General features: G+C 61.7%; 14 protein-coding genes. 8 read left to right on the forward strand and 6 right to left on the reverse strand.

What is annotated here, in order from left to right; genetic code table 11:
• The first annotated feature begins 16 nt into the window (after window positions 1-16).
• From M5B44_RS16260 to rsd, 4 genes are all read left to right on the forward strand, one after another.
• Window positions 17-1,156: a uroporphyrinogen-III C-methyltransferase gene (locus M5B44_RS16260; protein ID WP_248739859.1), complete on the forward strand. Its 1,140-nt coding sequence runs from the start codon at window positions 17-19 to the stop codon at window positions 1,154-1,156.
• Window positions 1,153-2,391, forward strand: coding sequence for a heme biosynthesis protein HemY (locus M5B44_RS16265; protein ID WP_248739860.1), 1,239 nt, complete (start codon window positions 1,153-1,155; stop codon window positions 2,389-2,391). The genes M5B44_RS16260 and M5B44_RS16265 overlap by 4 nt, the downstream gene beginning before the upstream one ends.
• Window positions 2,392-2,608: 217 nt before the next feature.
• Complete coding sequence (locus M5B44_RS16270; protein ID WP_248739861.1) at window positions 2,609-3,160, forward strand: disulfide bond formation protein B; 552 nt, start codon at window positions 2,609-2,611, stop codon at window positions 3,158-3,160.
• A gap of 185 nt (window positions 3,161-3,345) precedes the next feature.
• Entirely contained in the window at window positions 3,346-3,804 is a 459-nt protein-coding gene (gene rsd / locus M5B44_RS16275) for a sigma D regulator (RefSeq protein ID WP_085708939.1), read from the forward strand.
• A gap of 59 nt (window positions 3,805-3,863) precedes the next feature.
• On the opposite strand, the gene M5B44_RS16280 is transcribed toward rsd, so the two are convergent.
• Window positions 3,864-4,529 carry an FKBP-type peptidyl-prolyl cis-trans isomerase gene (locus M5B44_RS16280; RefSeq protein ID WP_248739862.1) on the reverse strand — a complete coding sequence of 222 codons (666 nt, stop codon included), beginning with the start codon at window positions 4,527-4,529 and terminating at the stop codon, window positions 3,864-3,866.
• A gap of 192 nt (window positions 4,530-4,721) precedes the next feature.
• On the opposite strand from M5B44_RS16280, the gene M5B44_RS16285 reads away from it, so the two are divergent.
• On the forward strand, window positions 4,722-5,885 hold the full coding sequence (locus M5B44_RS16285) for an AlgP family protein (protein WP_248739863.1): 1,164 nt from the start codon (window positions 4,722-4,724) through the stop codon (window positions 5,883-5,885).
• Here the strand turns inward: M5B44_RS16285 and M5B44_RS16290 are convergent.
• Window positions 5,882-6,343, reverse strand: a complete 462-nt coding sequence (locus M5B44_RS16290; protein WP_248739864.1) for a TIGR02444 family protein — start codon at window positions 6,341-6,343, stop codon at window positions 5,882-5,884. The two genes, M5B44_RS16285 and M5B44_RS16290, sit on opposite strands and share 4 nt — an antisense overlap.
• A gap of 50 nt (window positions 6,344-6,393) precedes the next feature.
• Between M5B44_RS16290 and M5B44_RS16295 the strand changes: the two genes are divergently transcribed.
• The 3 genes from M5B44_RS16295 (at window position 6,394) to M5B44_RS16305 (ending at window position 9,631) form a co-directional block, all read left to right on the forward strand.
• Entirely contained in the window at window positions 6,394-8,304 is a 1,911-nt protein-coding gene (locus M5B44_RS16295; protein ID WP_085708944.1) for an ATP-binding cassette domain-containing protein, read from the forward strand.
• A complete protein-coding gene (locus M5B44_RS16300; RefSeq protein WP_248739865.1) occupies window positions 8,304-8,885 on the forward strand; it encodes a mechanosensitive ion channel family protein in 582 nt (193 codons plus the stop codon). The genes M5B44_RS16295 and M5B44_RS16300 overlap by 1 nt, the downstream gene beginning before the upstream one ends.
• 113 nt (window positions 8,886-8,998) lie before the next feature.
• A complete protein-coding gene (locus M5B44_RS16305) occupies window positions 8,999-9,631 on the forward strand; it encodes a LysE family transporter (protein ID WP_085708946.1) in 633 nt (210 codons plus the stop codon).
• 61 nt (window positions 9,632-9,692) lie between these two features.
• On the opposite strand, the gene M5B44_RS16310 is transcribed toward M5B44_RS16305, so the two are convergent.
• Genes M5B44_RS16310 through M5B44_RS16325 form a run of 4 tightly spaced genes read right to left on the reverse strand, consistent with a single transcriptional unit; the run spans window position 9,693 to window position 12,848 of the window.
• Window positions 9,693-10,436, reverse strand: a complete 744-nt coding sequence (locus M5B44_RS16310) for a penicillin-binding protein activator LpoB (protein WP_192552539.1) — start codon at window positions 10,434-10,436, stop codon at window positions 9,693-9,695.
• A 3-nt stretch (window positions 10,437-10,439) separates the two neighbouring features.
• Window positions 10,440-11,027, reverse strand: a complete 588-nt coding sequence (gene lpoB / locus M5B44_RS16315; protein ID WP_007951848.1) for a penicillin-binding protein activator LpoB — start codon at window positions 11,025-11,027, stop codon at window positions 10,440-10,442.
• Window positions 11,028-11,063: 36 nt separating this feature from the next.
• Complete coding sequence (locus tag M5B44_RS16320) at window positions 11,064-11,438, reverse strand: YcfL family protein (protein WP_085708948.1); 375 nt, start codon at window positions 11,436-11,438, stop codon at window positions 11,064-11,066.
• A gap of 15 nt (window positions 11,439-11,453) precedes the next feature.
• Entirely contained in the window at window positions 11,454-12,848 is a 1,395-nt protein-coding gene (locus M5B44_RS16325; RefSeq protein WP_085708949.1) for a COG3014 family protein, read from the reverse strand.
• Window positions 12,849-13,048: the final 200 nt, after the last annotated feature.

A 13,048-nucleotide genomic window follows, 5' to 3' on the forward strand; every position in this document is an offset into this window, starting at 1 on the left:
TGCAAAGGATGGATACGTGAGCGAAACAGCCTTGCCTAAAGATGACGTTCAACCTGTGATTGATGCACCGGTTGATGCACCGCCACCGGCCGCTGAACCGCGCCGAGGCAACGGATTGGCCATAGTCGCGCTGCTGCTCGGCGCCGCCGGTATTGCGGTGGGTGGCTGGGGTGTCTGGCAGGTGCGACATCTGCAAGCCAACACGCAGGAGCAATTGAGTCAGGTGCAGGCGTTGAATGATCAGGCCCAGAACCTGAAACTCAACGAGCAGCGTCTGACCGAACGTCTCGGACAACTGCCGGGCGCTGACGAGCTCGCCGAGCGCCAGCGTCTGGTCACGCAACTCCAGGGCGATCAGCAGCGCCTCAATCAGCGCCTGGAAACCGTCCTCGGGGCTAGCCGCAAGGACTGGCGTCTGGCCGAGGCCGAGCATCTACTGCGACTGGCCAGCCTGCGTCTTTCTGCCTTGCAGGACATCAGCAGCGCTCAGGCTCTGGTGCAGGGTGCCGACGATATTCTGAAGGAGCAAAACGATCCCGGTTCGTTTGCCGCGCGTGAGCAAGTGGCGAAAACCCTGGTGGCGTTGCGCAGTACCGAGCAACCCGATCGTACTGGACTGTTCCTGAAGCTGGGCGCGCTGCGCGATCAGGTCATCGGGCTCACCGAACTGGCGCCCGAATACAAGGATCGCGGCGATTCGCTGCTGGGCCTGACCTCCGACGGCGACGGTGCCAGTCGCTGGTCGCAGTGGTGGGATCAGATCTCGCGCTACATCCGCATCGATTTCAATGCCGACAAGAACGTGCGGCCGCTGCTTGCCGGCCAGAGCCTGAGCCAGGTGCGTCTGGCCCTCAGCCTTTCGCTGGAGCAGGCGCAATGGGCGGCGCTCAACGGTCAGGCAGCGGTCTACACCCAGGCACTGACTGAAGCGCGGGACGTGCTCAAGGGTAATTTCAACCCGGACAACCCGCAGAGCAAAATCATGCTTGAGCAGGTCGCGGAGTTGAGCAAGCAGCCGGTCACGGTTGTTACGCCGGATCTGGCGGGCACCCTCAGCGCCGTGCAGGCCTATCTTGAGCGCCGTAACGTCAACGCTGAAGACTCGGTGAAACCCTTCGCCAAACCTGCCGCCACCGCGCAGGAGGCCACGCCATGAAGCGTCTGTACGTCATCGTGTTTCTGGTGATCGCTGCGACGGCGGCCCTTGGTCTGGCGATTGCCGAGCATTCCGGTTACGTATTGGTGGCCTACAAAAGCTTCCGCTATGAGTCGAGCCTGTGGGCGACGTTGGCGCTGGTGGCGGTGCTCTGGCTGCTGATCTGGGGCATCAAGGCGCTGGTCGAGCTGGTGCTGACTTCCGGTGGCGTGGTCAATCCATGGTCGCGCCGCAACCGCAGCCGTCGTGTGCAAGTGGCGATCGAGCACGGTCAACTGGACCTGGCCGAAGGTCGCTGGGCCAGCGCCCAGCGTCACCTTTATCGGGCTGCCGAGGCCGAGCGCCAACCGTTGCTGTATTACCTCGGTGCCGCCCGTGCTGCCAACGAGCAAGGCAATTACGAGGAAAGTGATCGTCTGCTGGAGCGCGCACTCGAGCGTCAGCCTCAGGCCGAACTGGCGATTGCCTTGAGTCATGCGCAACTGCAAACCGACCGTGGTGATACCGAAGGTGCGCTGGTGACCTTGCAGGCCATGCGCGAGCGTCATCCGCACAACGTCCAGACCCTGCGTCAGTTGCAGCGTCTGCATCAGCAGCGCGGTGACTGGTCGGCGGTGATCCGCATGCTGCCCGAGCTGCGCAAGGACAAGGTCCTGCCGCCTGCCGAACTGGCCGAGCTGGAGCGTCGCGCCTGGGGAGAGAACCTGTCGCTGGCGGCACATCGCGAAGAAGATGGCGCGGTCGGTCTGCAATCGCTTAATCGCGCCTGGCAGCAACTGACCTCGTCACAGCGTCAGGAGTCGCCACTGGTACTGGCCTACGCCGAGCAACTGCGTCAGCTCGGCGCGCAGGTCGAGGCGGAAGAGGTGTTGCGCAACGCCCTCAAGCGTAAGTACGACAGCCACCTGGCGCGCCTTTATGGCCTGGTGCGCGGCAGTGATCCGGCGCGTCAATTGCAGGTGGCCGAGGGCTGGCTCAAGGAGCATCCCGCCGACCCGAGCCTGCTGCTGACGCTCGGCCGACTGTGCCTGCAAGCCAGTCTGTGGGGCAAGGCGAGGGACTATCTGGAAAGCAGCCTGCGTACGCAGCGCAACCCGGAAGCCTGCGCGGAGCTGGCGCGACTGCTGGCCCGGCTGGGTGATACCGAGCGCAGCAACCAGCTGTTCCAGGAAGGTCTGGGATTGTTGGACGAACGCCTGCTGGCCGCGCCTTTACCGGTGCAGGCTCACGCCTGAGTGGATGGGGGAGTGCGCTCCCTCGCCCATATTCTCGACTGAATAGTTACCGCTATTTCACTTCTGAGGCAAAGTCCTACAGAGCCCTACATTCTTTCCTCTCGCCTCTGTCGGGATTTCCCTACATCTCTGGTGAAGTGTCGCCAGTGACCTGCCTTGAAAGGCCGAGGCCCTTTCCTCTACCGTAACTGCCTGTCTTTATTGTTACGGATAACCCATGTCGTTGACCTGCTCACGCTCCCTGTTTTTTATGGCTTTCACGGCGGGAACACTGGCGCTGGGAGCTTCCTATTACCTCGAGTACGCGGTGGGTCTCGTGCCGTGCAGCCTGTGCCTGGTGCAACGGCTTTTCCTGAGCATTCTCACCACCTGCTGTGGTGTGGCGGCGGTGCACGGGCCAGGGCGCTTCGGCCTTTCGCTCTACTGGTCCGGTGCGCTGGCGGCCAGTCTCGGCGCAACCATGGCTGCATGGCGGCAGGTGCTCCTGCAAAGCGATTCGCTGCATCATCTGGCACAGTGCGCGCCCGGCACCGAGGAATTATTCAGTCACCTGCCTTGGCTTTGCGCCCTGGCGCGGATGTTCACTGACAGCGAGGATTGCTCGCAAATGTCCTGGACGCTGTTCGATCTGAGCGTTCCGGAGTGGAGCCTGCTGTTCTTCGTCGCCATGTCGATTCTTGCGGTTTACCAATTGCTGCGACTGGCCTGGAGCGCTCTGCAGCGACCGCTCAGCGGCGAAGCGTCGCACCGGGGGCTGGTCAGGGATTAAACACTTGTATGAACTTTCTCTCCTGCGTACCTTGAAGCCACAGGCGTGCGGGCATAATCTGGCCCGCACGTGTCATTGGATTTGTGTTGCTCGATGACGCTCTGCCCGAACGCCTCTCAAAGCAATAGCCACAAGAAGGGGCGCGGGTGTAGGGCAGCATGACCCACAAGGGAAGAGAGATCGCCATGCTCGAAAGTTGTCAGAATGCTCAGGAACGTTGGGGTGGAGTTCATCTGCTGATCGACCGCTGGCTCCAGGAGCGTGAGGAACTGATCGCTGCCTACGACAAGCTGGGCGCAGAACCTCAGGCACTGTCCGAAGATCGAAAGCCCTTGCAGGAATTCTGCGGCGTACTGGTCGATTACGTGTCGGCCGGGCACTTCGAAATCTACGAACAGCTGACGGGCGAAGCCAAGGCCTTCAACGACAAGCGCGGCCTGGAACTGGCCGAGACGATCTACCCGCGCATCGATGTCATCACGGAAAAACTGCTGGCCTTCAACGATCTTTGCGATGAAGGCAAATGCGTTGCCGAAAAATTCAAGGAGCTGGGTGGGCTGCTCCACGAGCGCTTCGAACTGGAAGACTGCCTGATCGAAGTGCTGCATACCGCCCACAAGGAAGAGGATCCGGTTCAGGCCTGAACCGGTCCCGCAAGACACAAGAACGGTGCGCCAACAGCGCACCGTTTTTTATTGGGCGATCAACTGGTCGCGCCACGCAATTCGACTTCGAACACCAGCGGTGTGAACGGCGCGATCAAGTCGCCGGCACCATCGGCGCCGTAAGCCTGATCCGATGGAATCACCAATCGCCATTTCGCACCCACCGGCATGTTTTGCAAGGCAGTGCGCCATCCGGCGATCACGCTGTCGAGATTGAACCACTGCGGCTGAGTGTTCTGGTCGAACACGGTGCCATCCGGCAGCCGACCGATATACAGCACTTGTACTTTCCCGTCAGGGCCGGCCTTTGGGCCAGTACCCGGTGCCAGTTCGGTCAGCAGGATGCCGTCGGCCAACGTCTTCACCCCGGGCTTGGCTTTTTCTGCGGTGAGAAAGCGTTGTTCGTTTTCCATCGCAGCTTCAGTCGAAGGGATGGCTGCATGCTCGGCCGTCTGCGATTCGTGATCCGCCAGAATCTGTTCGATCCGCGCCTCGCTCAAAGCGAGCGGCTTGCCTTGATAGGCCTGTTGCAAGCCTTCGATCAATGCCTGGATCTGCAGTTGCGGAACCTCCTGGCGCAGCCGTTCACCGAGGCTCGCGCCGAGACTGTAGGCCAGGTCGTGGGCATCGTTCGCGGTGTTTTTTTCGTCGGCCTGGACCGCCGAAAAGATCATGCAGAGGGATAAAAAAAGGTAGCGCGACATGGGCACTCTCCGTCCTGAATTGCGGTGGATTATGCCAGCGCGAAGCTCTGCAACGGTGAACTGCTTTGAGCAATGTGCAGAAGTTTTTCGTGAGCCTGCAACCGAGTGCATTCGATACTGTCAACATGCCCTAGCGGCGGTAGCAGCAGAGGTCTAGTATGAGCCGCACTCACGTCAGCCAGGAGGTAAACCATGTCGGCCACCAAGAAGCCTGTAAACACTCCGTTGCACTTACTCCAACAGCTCTCGGGCAGCCTGCTCGAACATCTGGAAAACGCTTGCTCCCAAGCCTTGGCTGATGCTGAAAAACTGCTCGCCAAACTGGAAAAGCAACGCGGCAAGGCACAAGAAAAACTGCACAAATCCCGCACCAAATTGCAGGACGCAGCCACAGCCGGTAAAGCCAAGGCGCAGACCAAGGCCAAGGCTGCCGTGAAGGAACTCGAAGACCTGCTCGATGCGCTGAAGGATCGTCAGTCCGACACCCGCAGCTACATTCTGCAACTCAAGCGCGATGCCCAGGAAAGCCTGAAACTGGCCCAGGGTGTCGGTCGTGTACAGGAAGCCGTCGGCAAGGCGTTGTCCCTGCGCTCGGCAAAACCGGCAGCGGCGCCCGCGAAAAAAGCGGCCGCCAAACCTGCCGCAAAAGCACCGGCCAAAGCGCCAGTGAAAGCCGCCGCAAAACCTGCAGCGAATAAACCCGCAGCCGCAAGCACTGCGAAACCTGCGGCTAAAACCACCGCTGCAAAACCAGCTGCCGCCAAGCCGGTTGCCGCAAAACCAGCCGCTGCCAAACCTGCTGCGCGAACCGCTGCTGCAAAAGCGGCTCCGGCAAAAACCGCAGCTGCCAAACCGGCTGCTAAACCAGCCGCCAAAACCGCCGCCAAACCGGCAGCAAAACCAGCAGCCAGAACTGCTGCTGCCAAGCCTGCGGCCAAAACCGCTGCCAAACCGGTTGCAGCCAAACCCGCTGCCAAAGCTGCAGCGAAACCAGCGGCCAAGCCTGCGGTAAAAGCAGCGGCCAAACCTGCTGCTGCCAAGCCTGCTGCGAAACCAGCCGCCAAACCGGCTGCCGCTGCCAAGCCTGCAACTGCCGCCGCCAAACCAGCGACCGCCGCTAAACCGGCCGCCAAGCCAGCCGCAAAACCTGCTGCAAAACCAGCAGTGAAAAAACCAGCCGCTGCCAAGCCAGCGGCAGCCAAACCGGCCACCGCTCCTGCTGCCAAACCTGCCGCTCCGGCAACCCCGGCTGCGACTACAGCACCTGCATCGGCCGCCACTACCTCGACCACCGCAACCACGCCATCCTCGGCGCCGGTGTCGAGCGTCGCCAGCAACCCGTCCAGCGCTTCCTAAGCGCCGGTCGCCGCGACGCGCAGCACTTGCAGCGCGTCGCGGTTCAGGTTGGCCGCAGGGCCGGCCAGCACTTCCAGCCAGTCACTCGATTCCTTCGAGTTACGCTTCCATCCCTGTGCTACGCCTTCAAGTCGCGACAGCAACGCGCGCTCCGCCTCCAGTTCCAGCCCCTTGATCTGCTCGCGCATACCCTTGAGCACAGGATCGGTGTCGGCCAGGTCTTTCCACTGCATGCGCATCGCGCGCAGCGGTTGAACCACCTCTTTGTCCCAAGGGATGGTCAGCTCTTGAAGCTGCCTCGTGCGTACCTCGTCGCAGGTCGCATCGCGCTGTTCCAGCCACAAACCACACAGCATCAGGCACACATTGGCCCCCGCCGATTGCAGGCGCAGGCAGGCCTCCTCCACGCCGGGGCGGGCGTAGACGGCAAGGGCAAAGCTCCACAGGTCAGAGGACATCGTGCTACTCGCGCCAGTTGTGAGCGAAGCTGGTAGACTCCGCCGCCATTATGATCCGACTTCAGAACCTGACTTTACAGCGTGGCCCGCAACGTCTGCTAGAAGACGCCGAGCTGACCCTGCACGCCGGCCACAAAGCCGGCCTCATCGGTGCCAACGGCGCCGGCAAATCCAGCCTGTTCGCCTTGCTCCGCGGTGAGTTGCACCCGGACTCGGGCGACTGCCTGCTGCCGGCCGACTGGCGTATCGCCCACATGCGCCAGGAGGTCGACACCCTCGAGCGTCTGGCGGTGGATTACGTGCTCGATGGCGACCTGCGCCTGCGCGAGGTCCAGCGTGATCTCGCAGCGGCCGAAGAGGCCCACGACGGGGCTGCTCTGGCACGCCTGCACGCGGAACTCGACAGCGCCGACGGTTACACCGCCGACGCGCGGGCGCGCAAGTTGCTGGCCGGTCTCGGTTTCACCAACGAGCAGATGGATCGTCAGGTAGGAGATTTCTCCGGTGGCTGGCGGATGCGTCTGAACCTTGCGCAGGCTTTGATGTGCCCGTCAGACCTGCTGCTGCTCGACGAACCGACCAACCACCTGGACCTCGACGCCATCATCTGGCTCGAAGAGTGGCTGAAAAGTTACCCCGGCACCTTGTTGCTGATTTCCCACGACCGGGATTTCCTCGATGAAGTCGTCGATCACGTGGCTCACGTCGATCAGCGCAAACTGGTGCTCTACCGTGGCGGCTACACCGCGTTCGAACGCGCCCGTGCCGAGCGTCTGGCCCAGCAGCAACAGGCCTACGAGAAGCAGCAGGCGCAGCGTGCGCACATGGAAAGCTACATCGCCCGGTTCAAGGCCCAGGCCACCAAGGCCCGTCAGGCCCAGAGCCGGATCAAGGCGCTGGAGCGCATGGAAGAGCTGTCGGCGGCCCACGTCGATTCGCCATTCGATTTTGTGTTCCGCGAGTCGACCAAGATCTCCAGCCCGCTGATCGACCTGTCCGATGCGCGTCTGGGTTATGGCGAGAAAACCGTGCTGGAGAAGGTCAAGCTGCAACTGACCCCCGGTGCGCGAATCGGTCTGCTCGGCCCCAACGGCGCCGGTAAATCGACTCTGATCAAGAACCTCGCCGGCGAGCTGTCGCCGCTGGCCGGGCGCCTGACTCGCGGCGAGAACACGGTGGTCGGCTACTTCGCCCAGCATCAGCTCGATTCGCTGGATGCCAAGGCCAGCCCGTTGCTGCACCTCCAGCGTCTGGCGCCGACCGAACGCGAGCAGACCCTGCGCGACTTCCTTGGCGGTTTCGACTTCCGTGGGGCGCGGATCGACGAGCCGGTGCTGAATTTCTCCGGTGGCGAAAAGGCCCGTCTGGCCCTGGCGTTGATCGCCTGGGAACGGCCGAACCTGTTGCTGCTCGACGAACCGACCAACCACCTGGACCTGGAAATGCGCCTGGCGCTGACCATGGCGTTGCAGGAATTCAGTGGCGCGGTGCTGGTGGTTTCCCACGATCGGCATCTGCTCAAGAGCACCACCGACAACTTCTTCCTGGTCGCGGACGGCAAGGTCGAAGAGTTCGATGGCGACCTCGAAGACTACGCCCGTTGGCTGGTCGAGTACCGTCAGCGCAACGCCCCGGTCAGCAACACGCCGGTGAACCCGGACAAGACCGACAAGAAGGCCCAGCGTCAGGCCGCCGCTGCGTTGCGTCAGCAACTGGCGCCGCACAAGCGCGAAGCCGACAAGCTCGAAGCCGAGCTGGGCAAGCTGCACGAGAAACTGGCCAAGGTCGACGCCAGCCTCGGCGACAGCGATCTCTACGAGCCGGCGCGCAAGAACGAATTGCGTGACCTGCTGGCTGAACAGGCCAAACTGAAAGTCCGCGAAGGCGAACTTGAAGAGGCGTGGATGCAGGCGCTGGAAACCCTGGAAACCATGCAGGCGGAGCTGGAGGCGCTGTCCTGATGGACGCGTTCAAGCTACCGCTGCCGGCGGTGTGGATCGAGCCGATCTGGCTGGGTGTGCAGATTCTGCTAATCCTGCTGGCCGGCTATTTCGCCCAACGTGTCGTCGCCCGATTCCTGACCCGCCTGGGCGAGAAGTATCCGTTCCCGCCGCAGTTGCTGATGCCGCTGCGCGGTGGTCTGCGCTGGCTGATCATGGGCAGTGCACTGATCTTCGTGCTGGAACGGCTCGGGGTCTCGGCCACGGTATTGTGGACAGCGTTGTCGGGCTTCGTCGCGGTGGCGGCGGTGGCGTTCTTCGCCATGTGGAGTGTGCTGTCGAACCTGCTCTGCGCGATTCTGATCTTCACCGTCGGCCCGTTTCGTCTGGGCGATGTGGTGGAGCTGGTGGACACCACCGACAAGCCCGGCGTCAAAGGGCGGGTGGTGGCGATCAATCTGCTCTACACCACGCTGATCGAGGCCGAAGAGCTCGGCACCGGCAGCGCCATGGTGCAGGTCCCCAACAGCCTGTTCTTCCAGCGTTCGGTGCGACGCTGGCGTGGCACGGATGTATTCCCTTCCAGCGGTTTCGAAAAGTGATCGGGCGCCGGCCACGTTGGTCGGCGGCCGCAACATCCTGAAAAAATCGGTAGTCATCCAGCCTGAATCCCATTAGCTTGGACGTTTGTCACGAGTCTGAGTCGAGGTGTGCGATGGAGCTTCAAACATGGCTGGCGTTTTTTGCCGCGTGTTGGGTAATCAGCCTTTCTCCGGGCGCCGGCGCGATTGCGTCGATGTCCAGCGGTCTGCAATACGGTTTCTGGCGCGGTTACTGGAACGCCCTGGGCCTGCAACTGGGCCTGGCCCTGCAGATTGCCATCGTCGGTGCCGGTGTCGGCGCGATCCTCACCGCTTCGGCCACGGCGTTCCATGCGATCAAATGGTTCGGCGTCGCCTACCTGGTTTACCTGGCGATCAAGCAGTGGCGCGCACTGCCGATGGATATGAGCGATGACGCGGCGGTACGCCCGATCGGCCGGCCGATGGCGCTGGTGTTCCGTGGGTTCCTGGTCAACATCAGCAACCCCAAGGCCCTGGTGTTCATGCTGGCGGTGCTGCCGCAGTTCATCAATCCTCACGCACCGCTGCTGATCCAGTATGTGGTGATCGGCGTGACCATGATCTGCGTAGACCTGATCGTCATGGCCGGCTACACCGGTCTGGCGTCGAAGGTGCTGCGTCTGCTGCGCACACCGACCCAGCAAAAACGCATGAACCGCACCTTTGCCGGGCTGTTCATCGGTGCAGCGGCGTTCATGGCGACGTTGCGCAAAGCCGCCGCGTAAAGCGGGCAGGCATAAAAAAAGGCGACCTTTTCAGGTCGCCTTTTTCGTTTCCGGCGGTCGGTCAGTGAAGAATCACTGGCGCCGTATCACGCGGCAGATTGTTGCGCTGCTGCGGTTCACGCGGCTGCTCGTAACCGCCACCGCCGAGCTGCATGCTCAGTTGTCCGGCTACGTCTTCACCCAACGCCTTCGAGACATCACGCACTACCCGTGGGCGGTTCAGCGAGATCTTGATGTCGCGGTGGTTCACCAGTTTGGTGTCCTGCGCTTCTCCCATCGCCGTGAAGGCCGAGGTGATCTCGTAGGTCTTGGTGTTGATCAGGCTGAAATCCGCCACCAGCGTCAGGCCCAGTACGGCTGAATAGCTGTCGGTATTGGCCAGCTCGTTCATGTCCTGGGTGAAGTCGATGTCGGAAACCGTACCGAACAGCACGTAGTCGGCGCCCTTGAAGTTGCCGGCCTTGATCCGCTTGATCACATCGTAGATGTCACCCTTGGACGAGGCGGTGTACGGCGTGCCCTGAATCAACTGGAACATGCCGGTGCGCAGGATTTCACCCTTGATGTCGCCGGTGAATTTGCGCAGTTCGGCCTGCTCGATGTAACTGGTGTTGGATTCGAACTCGTCGTAGCTCGAAGAACCGCTGGAGCTGTAGTAGCCCTCGCGGTAATTGTTCTTCGACGAAACGACGTGGATGTATTGCTCCACGCGTTCCTGGTACGCCAGATCCGTTACCGCGACTTTCGGGGCCGCTTGCGCGCTGAACGCGCAAGCCAGGGCCATCATGCCAATCCATGCGCGCATCGATTAACGCTCCGTGGTTTTGCGGATCTCTTTCTCGTCCATCCACTCGGCCAGACCGCTTTCAACGTCGATCAGTTGCAGGCTGAATTTGTAGAAGACGTCCTTGTAGTCGCTGCTGCGCTTGACGATCGAGCTGATCGAACCTTCAAGACGGTATTTGGCAGCGATCATGTTGCCAGTCTTGGCCACGGTGCTCTTCTTGTACAGGCCGCTCTGGTTTTGCAGCTTGAGCTGGTCGACCTGGCTCTGCATCGCGGTGTTGTCGCTGGCGAAACGGGCGGTGCCGGACTTCATCAGCTGAGTCTTGATGCTGGTGGTGATTTCACGGGTGTCGATGTATTCGCTGGTCTTGTTCTTCACGTCGTAGACCTGCACCACCGGGCGGCCCTGCAGAATGCCGGACTGGGCCAGGGAGCGGGTCATCGATTCGGCGATCATCTGCAGGTCGGTCGAGCCGAACTCGTTGGTCACGGTTTCAACGGCCTTGGTGTCGCCGTAGCTGATGTTTTTGCTGCCCAGGGTCGGCGAAGTGTTGGCGCAACCGGAGGCCAGCAGGGCGAGGACGGCGATGAAGGAAAAGCGTGCAAACATGGGAATGCTCTCTGAATCGGGAATAGGGTGTCGGGCTTAAGGCGTCTTGAGTTCCAGACGGAAATCCACGGCTTTCGGTGTCGGGGCGATGCCCTGGATGAAGCTGGTCTGGGCGCCGTACATCATCTGGCTCTTCCAGACTTCTTCTTCGGCGATCGGGAAACCTTCCGCGCCGAGCCAGGCGAAGCGGTAGTAGAACGTCTTGTTGCTGTTGAGGGTGTTGGTCAACTGCACATTGACGGTCATGAAGCCGTTCTCACGGGCGACGCGCATGGCGCCGACCGCGATGTGTTTCTGCGGGCCCATGGCCACGACCTTGCTCGCGGCGCTGCCCGGCTCCGGCGGTGGCGGGGTGGCGCAGCCGCTGGCCAGCACGGCGAGGGCGGCGACGGCGAAGAGTTTGAAACGCATGCAAAGACTCCGTTCTTAAGGTTGTTTGAGGCTGGCTACGGCGGTGGTGCCGGCGCTCGGGGTCACGTGGGCGGCGAGGCCGGCGGCGAACACCTGATTGCCGACGGCGCGCAGGGTGACGACCTGGTAACGCTGATCGACGGTAACTTTGACCTGCGTGCCACCCACGGCGCTCGGCAGAGTAACCTGATGCTCACCCTTTTTCAGGCGCAGACGTACCACTTGAGTGGTGTCCGGCAGGGTACGCCATGTACGGGTATCGGCACCTTCGAGCACCGCTGAAGAGATACCCACGGCCAGACCCGCCAGCGGGTTGGTTTCGTTGATCTTCTTCTGCGCCACGCCTTTGGTGATTGCCCGCACCATGGTGCGCACGATGATGCCCGGCATGTCATCGCGCAGGGCGCGGCGGGACATGGCGGTGGTGCTGTTGAGGGCGGTCAGGTTCAGTTGCTGGCCGTCGACGCCGATCTGCGCGAAGGTCGCGGTGGAGGTGTCAGGCTTGATGATCGGGAACGACAGCGGGGTGATCACCACGTTGTTGGAGATCGGCAGCGGCAGCGGTACGCGGATCGAGTCGCGGGCCGGTGCCAGACCGCTTTGCACCACGATCAGGACGTCGCTGTCATCGCTCTTGACCGGTTTGTCGAGGTTGACCAGCGCCTGCTCCAGCAGCGGCGTGTTCGGACGCAGCTCGGCCGCCTTGCGGTAGCCCGGCGCAGCCAGGTCTTTTTCATCCAGGGCTTCGTAGACGAAACCGGCCAGGTAATGGCTGAACGCACTCTGGTAGCTGTTCTTCAGGCCGACCACTTCCGGCGCGTCGAGGCTGGCGACCGGGTAGCCCTGCAGGTCTTTGTACTGGGTCTTGATGCCTTCTTTCTCGGCTTCCTCTTCGCTCTTGAGGTATTCCTTGTCACGCAGGTCGGCGATCACGGCTTCACGTTCGTGAGTCTTCTTGATCGCGGTGCGGGCGCCGTCGAAATCGTTGACCGCCAGCAGGTTCAGGGCCATCTGCGTGGTCAGCATGACTTTTTCGTAGTCGTAGCCTTCGTAGCGACGGACCTTGTCGTTGACCAGGAAGCTGCCGAACTGGGCCAGGTATTTGTCGGTGTCGAGCTTGACCGAATCTTCCCACTTGCCCACCACCTGGTCGGCGCTGGTCCAGGCGTTCTGGCTGCCGGACAGGTCGCCCTTGGCGCGCAGCAGTTCACCTTTCTCGAAGTAATAGAGCAGGTCCTTGTCCGGGCCGGTGTTGTTCTTTTCCAGCAGGGTCAGGGCGGCGTCGACGTTGCCGGTAGCCAGTTGCTGATTGGTCTGGGCCAGTTCGGAATCGTAGTTGCGAAACGCCGAACAGCCGGACAGCAGAGTGACTGCGCCAAGCGCGATCAGAGTGGGAGCGCGGAATGCCATGGGGTACTTCTTCCATGAGTAGCGACAGCCTCGGGTGCGGGTCGGGCTGCTGGGACCGATCGGCAGTGGCGCTGGCCTCCTGCCAATTCCTCATAAACAGAGGAGCTTTAATGCCGCGTCGCGATAACGAGGGCGCGGCATTATAAGCGGGCGATGCTGGCTATGTAATAGCTTTTTAATTGCACTGGTTAGTTAGATGC

Origin of the sequence: Pseudomonas sp. MWU12-2029 (assembly GCF_023242425.1) — a bacterium.
Taxonomy (GTDB): domain Bacteria; phylum Pseudomonadota; class Gammaproteobacteria; order Pseudomonadales; family Pseudomonadaceae; genus Aquipseudomonas; species Aquipseudomonas kribbensis.